Origin of the sequence: Corynebacterium sp. HMSC070E08, from assembly GCF_001808895.1 — a bacterium.
In the GTDB taxonomy this organism is placed as follows: Bacteria; Actinomycetota; Actinomycetes; order Mycobacteriales; family Mycobacteriaceae; genus Corynebacterium; species Corynebacterium hiratae.
The window spans coordinates 1-366 of sequence record NZ_KV794766.1 but is presented as its reverse complement, the minus strand read 5'-3'; the positions used below and the strand labels follow the sequence as shown (position 1 = coordinate 366).

Here is a 366-nt window from a genome sequence, read left to right as displayed (position 1 = left end):
TTGCCGACACCATTTGCCGTACCGCGGAAATCGGGCTTGCTATCACCGGTGCTGCTGATGCCGGACCGCTGACCATCATTGAGGCTACGCCAGTAGCCGTTAGCGGCGTGTGCCCGGACTGCGGACAGTCAGGAAAGTTACGCGACCACACCACCCGTCGACTCGTTGATCTTCCTGTCGTCGGATTCCCCACCAGGCTGCACGTAAAAGTCCCTAGATTCCAGTGCACAGCCGACTCATGTAAGAGAAAGATCTTCCAAGAATCCTTACCCTGCGCTGATGACGGTGCCAAACTCACCCACCGGGTCACCCGCTGGATCTTGCAACGCCTCGCTATTGACCGGATGAGTGTGTCAGCGACCGCCA

The 366-nt window shown here is 58.2% G+C and carries 1 protein-coding gene; it reads left to right on the top strand.

The window, feature by feature from the left end; translation table 11 throughout:
* Nucleotides 1–366: transposase family protein (locus HMPREF2526_RS12940; RefSeq protein ID WP_148139560.1), on the top strand; the 366-nt coding region annotated here is incomplete at both ends.